Origin of the sequence: Nitratidesulfovibrio liaohensis, assembly GCF_011682075.1 — a bacterium.
GTDB lineage: Bacteria > Desulfobacterota > Desulfovibrionia > Desulfovibrionales > Desulfovibrionaceae > Cupidesulfovibrio > Cupidesulfovibrio liaohensis.
This window is the reverse complement of sequence record NZ_VSMK01000181.1, coordinates 1-5,176: the sequence shown is the minus strand read 5'-3', so window position 1 is coordinate 5,176 and position 5,176 is coordinate 1. Positions and strand designations below refer to the sequence as shown.

The 5,176-nt window shown below is 68.3% G+C and carries 4 protein-coding genes; all 4 read left to right on the top strand.

Going from position 1 to position 5,176, the window contains the following annotated elements; genetic code table 11:
* Positions 1–3,167, top strand: a 3,167-nt coding sequence (locus tag FVW27_RS07365; protein ID WP_167123989.1) for a complex I subunit 5 family protein, incomplete at its 5' end; no start/stop codon positions are given.
* Between the two features lie 3 nt (positions 3,168–3,170).
* Positions 3,171–4,169: a respiratory chain complex I subunit 1 family protein gene (locus tag FVW27_RS07360; RefSeq protein ID WP_167123987.1), complete on the top strand. Its 999-nt coding sequence runs from the start codon at positions 3,171–3,173 to the stop codon at positions 4,167–4,169.
* A gap of 16 nt (positions 4,170–4,185) precedes the next feature.
* Positions 4,186–4,626, top strand: coding sequence for an NADH-quinone oxidoreductase subunit B family protein (locus FVW27_RS07355; protein ID WP_007527825.1), 441 nt, complete (start codon positions 4,186–4,188; stop codon positions 4,624–4,626).
* A gap of 3 nt (positions 4,627–4,629) precedes the next feature.
* Positions 4,630–5,176 (top strand): 4Fe-4S dicluster domain-containing protein (locus FVW27_RS07350; RefSeq protein ID WP_167123985.1); only part of this gene is annotated, 547 nt, incomplete at its 3' end.

The window sequence follows — 5,176 nt, the reverse complement described above, 5'->3', positions numbered from 1 at the left end:
TAATTGAGCAGGTGGCCGACGCATTGGGCGTTGCGCGCGACACCCTGCCCGCCTTCGGCGCGCACTGGCACCCCGCCGCCCTCGTGCCTTACGCGGGCGCCTTTGCCGTGTGGTGCATCGGCCTTGCTTCCGGTCGCGCCCGCGCCTTGGCCGGCGTGGCGCTGGTGGCCGCCTCGGTGGCGCTGACCTGGACCGACACCGCGATCGACCCGCTGTCCCGCCTGTTCGGCGTGATCATCGCGGGCATCGGCCTGGTGGTGGCGGTGTACTCGACCGGCTACATCCACCACGACCGTCGCGCGGGCGGCTACTGGTTCTTCCTGCTGCTGATGTGCGGTTCGCTCTCGGGCCTGGCCCTTGCGCGCGACTTCGGCGGCTTCTACGTGTTCTGGGAACTGATGACCTTCTCGTCGTACTTCCTGGTGGCCCACGAGGCCACGGACAAGGCGTTCCACGCCGCCGTGAAGTACTTCGTGATGTGCGTTGCCGGGGCCTGCGCCATGCTGCCCGGCTTCATGCTGCTGTCCGCCCAGGCGGGCACGCTGGACTTCGCGGCCCTGGCGGGCCTTGCCGCCACCCTGCCCGCCCCCGTGGTGAAGGGTGCCGTGGTGCTGGCCTTTGTGGGCTTTGCGGTCAAGGCGGGCCTTGTGCCCGGCCACGGCTGGCTGCCCGACGCGCACCCCGCCGCCCCCTCGTCCATTTCCGGCCCGCTGTCGGGCATCCTGACCAAGACCGGCGTGTACGGCACCGTGCGGCTGATGCTGGCGGTGTTCGGCTCCGCCGTGCTGCTGAAGGCCGGGGAATCCGCCGGTGGCTTCAGCTCCATGGGCCTGCTTGTCACCGCGCTGGGCACGGCCACCATGCTCTACGGCGAACTGATGGCCCTGAAGCAGGACGACCTGAAGCGCCTGCTGGCCTACTCGACCATGGGTCAGGTGGGGGAAATCTTCATGGTCATCGGCCTCGGCACCTGGCTGGCCACCACCGGCTCGCTGCTGCACGTGCTGAACCATGCCATCATGAAGAACCTGCTGTTCCTCTGCGCGGGCGGCCTCATCCTGCGCGCGGGCAGCAAGAAGCTGGCGGACCTTGCGGGTATGGCCCGGGTCATGCCCTTCACCGCCGGGTGCATGGTCGTGGGCCTCATCTCCATCATGGGCCTGCCGCCGTTCAACGGCTTTGTCGGCAAGTACCTGATGCTGCAAGCCCTTGTGGCCGCCGGGCACCCCGCCGTGGCCGCCGTGCTGCTGCTGGGCAGCCTTGCCGGGTGTGTCTACTACATGCGCATCGTGCGCACGCTGGTCTTCCAGCCCTACACCGGCCCCATGGTGCAGGAGGCCCCGGTCTCCATGCGCGTGGCCACCGGCGTGCTGGCCGCGCTGTGCCTGGTGCTGGGCGTGCTGCCGCAGCTGGGCCTGTCGCTGGTCACCCCCGTGGCCGACATGCTGGCGGGGGCGGGCAAGCTGGATGTGCAGGCCCTGCCCATGCTGGCGGTGACCTGGCATCCCTTCGTGCTCATCCCCATGCTGGGCGCCGTGGTGCCCTTCCTGCTGCGGCGCGACCGCAAGGCGGCGGGCCTGGCCACCGCCATCATCCTTGCCGTGGCTGCCGTCGCGGTGGTGGTGTTCGGGCGCGGGCTGGATTCCATCTCCTTCGCCTTCGCGCTCGTGGTGCCGGTCATCGGCTGCCTGAACATGTTCTACGCCGTGGGCTACATGGAACACAGCCACACCCAGTGGCGCTTCTACACGTTCTTCCTGTTCATGGTGGGCGGGCTGATGGGCGTTGCCGCAAGCAACGACCTGTTCGGCTTCTTCACCTTCTGGGAGATCATGAGCTCGTGGAGCCTGTACTTCGTCATCGTGCATGAGGAAAACCCCGCCGCGCTGCGCGAGGGCTTCAAGTACTTCTTCTTCAACGTGCTGGGCGCGGCCTTCCTGTTCCTGGGGGTGGTCATGCTGTCCACCATGGCGGGCGACCCCAGCTTCGGCGCGGTGCGTTCCGCCCTGCCGACCATGCCGGTGGCCCTGGCCGCCACCGCCGTGGCCCTGATGGCCATCGGCTTCACCATGAAGGCGGCGCAGCTGCCCTTCCGCATCGACGTGCAGATGCACCCGGCAACGGCCCCCACGCCGGTTTCCGGCTACATCTCGTCGGTGCTGCTGAAGAGCGCCCTGTTCGGCCTCGCCAAGCTGTTCTTCGTGCTGGGCGGTGCGGGCTTCTTCACCGGTCTGGCCGCCCAGTGGGGCCAGCCGCAGGTGATGTATGCCATCGCCTGGGTGGGCGGCATCACCATCGTCATGGCCGCCCTGCTGGCCGTGATGCAGTCGGACCTCAAGCTGGTGCTCATCTACTCCACCGTCAGCCAGTTGGGCTACATGGTGGTGGGCGTGGCGCTGGGCACCCCGCTGGGCATGGCCGGCGGCATGCTGCACCTGGTCAACCACGTGCTGTTCAAGGACCTGCTGTTCCTTGTGGCCGGGTCGCTCATCCTGTGCACCCACAAGCACTCGCTGGACGAACTGGGCGGCATCGGGCAGCGCATGCCCGTCACCCTGACCATGTTCGCCATCGGGGCGCTTTCGGTGGTCGGCGTGCCGCCCACCAACGGCTTTGCCTCCAAGTGGATCCTCTACCACGCGCTGATGGCCGAGGGCGAAGTGGCGCTGGCCCTGCTCTCGTTGGCGGGCAGCGTGCTGACCCTGGCCTACTTCGCCAAGTTCCTGCACTCGGCCTTCCTGGGCCGCCCCTCGCCGGAACTGGCCCACGTGCAGGAAGCCCCGCGCATCATGCTGGTGCCCATGGGCATCCTGGCCGCCGGGTGCATCATCACCGGAGTGTTCCCGGGCCTGCCCCTGCTGGCCATCGACATGATGGGCCGCGAACTGGGCTTCGCCGGGCTGGCTGTCGCACCGTGGGGCGTGGCTTCCGGCGCGGGGGCGTTCAACGCCACTGCCCTGGCCGTGCTGCTGGCGGTGGCCTTCTTCGGCGGGCGTACCCTCCTGCACCGGCTCATCGGCACCGTGCGCACCACTGACATCCACACCTGCGGCGTGGCCATGAAGGCCGACGAGGCCCGCCTTGCCCCGCAGGACATCTACGGCGCACCCCTGGCCCTGCTGCGGCAGCTGGCACAGGCGGCCATGCCCGCCCAGAAGCGGAGGTAGACCATGTCCCACGCCACCGAACTCTTCACCCAATTGCTCACCCAAACCGGCCTTGGCCTGCTCGGCCTGCTGGTATTCCCGGGCGGGTTGTTCGCCCTGATGGTCGGCCTGTTCCTGAAAGGGCTTGACCGGCGCATCGAGGCGCGCCTGCAGCGCCGCGTTGGCCCGCCCCTGATCCAGCCATACCTGGATATCGCCAAGCTGTTCACCAAGGAAACGGTCATGCCCGCCTCCGCCAACCGGGCCGCCTTCCTGCTGGCCCCGCTGCTGGGCCTGACCGGCATGGCGGTGTGCGCCGCGCTGCTGCCCGTGCCGGGCGTCAGCGGCGGCCTGCCCGCCATGGGCGACCTGCTGGTGATCTTCTACCTGCTGCCGCTGCCCGCCATCGCGCTGATGGTTGGCGGTTCCGCCTCCAGCTCGCCGTTCGGGGCCATGGGCTTCTCGCGCGAGATGACGCTGATGTTCGCCTACGAAATGCCACTGCTGGGCGTGATGCTGGCCGTGGCCATGAAGGTGGGCATGGCCACCGGCGGCGGGGCCGAGTTCTCGCTCGCCAACATCGTGAACTATCAACTGACCAACGGGCAGTTGGCCTTCGACCCGGTGATGATTCCGGCCCTGCTGGCCTATCTGCTGTTCCTGCCCGGCACCATGGGCACCGTGCCCTTCGACGTGCCCGAGGCCGAAACGGAAATCATCGAAGGCCCCCTGCTGGAATATTCCGGCCCGGCGCTGGCCTTCTTCCACATCGCCTCGGCGCTCAAGACCGTGGTGGTGCTGGGCCTTGGCGTGGCGCTGTTCCTGCCGGGCACGCTCCCCGGCGGCATCGTCGCCAACATTCCGTGGTTCGTGCTGAAGTGCGCGGCGCTGATGGCCGTTTCGCTGACGCTGGTCAAGTCGGCCACCGGGCGCTTCCGCGTGGACCAGGCCTTCACCTTCTACCTCAAGTACCCTTCGGTGCTGGCCCTGGCGAGTCTGGTGCTGGCATGGCGCGGTATGTAGGCGGAGAGGAAACGATATGAACTTCCTGAAGAAGCTCTCCGTGCGGTCGCCGTGGCTGTACCGGATCAATGCGGGCTCGTGCAACGGCTGCGACGTGGAACTGGCAACCACCGCCTGCATCCCCCGCTACGACGTGGAACGCCTGGGCTGCAAGTACTGCGGCAGCCCCCGCCACGCGGACATCGTGCTGATCACCGGGCCGCTGACAGCCCGCGTGAAGGACAAGGTGCTGCGCGTGTGGGACGAGATTCCCGAACCCAAGGTCACCGTGGCCGTGGGCATCTGTCCGGTGAGCGGCGGCGTGTTCCGCGACGGGTACTCCATCGAGGGTCCCATCGACCGCTACATCCCCGTGGACGTCAACGTGCCCGGCTGCCCGCCGCGCCCGCAGGCCATCATCGAAGGCGTGATCAAGGCCCGCGACGTGTGGATGGCCCGCCTCGGATTGCAGGAGTAAGCCATGCTGGGATTCCTGAAGATACTCGCCCGCAACGTGGCCCAGGGGCCGTCCACCGACCCCTTCCCCTTTGCCGAGACGCATACCCCCCGCCGCTTTCGCGGCAAGGTGACCATGGACCCCGCCAAGTGCGTGGGCTGTGCCATCTGCCGCCACGTGTGTGCGGGCGGGGCCATCCGCATCGAGCCGCGCGAGGACCGCAGCGGCTACGACTTCACGGTGTGGCACAACACCTGCGCCCTGTGCGGACTGTGCCGCCACTACTGCCCCACCGGGGCCATCACCATGACCAACGACTGGCACAACGCGCACCTGCAGGAACGCAAGTACGACTGGGCGGAGCACCACTTCGTCCCGTACCTGCGCTGTACCGGGTGCGAAACACACATCCGCATGCTGCCGCCGGACCTGGCCACCCGCGTGTACGCCAACCACGCCCATGACCTGGACTTCCCGGCGCTGCTGCGCATGTGCCCCAAGTGCCGCCAGGTGGCCGCCGCCACCCGCGCCGCCTCGCTGTCCGCGCAGACGGACGCCGATGACGCCGCCC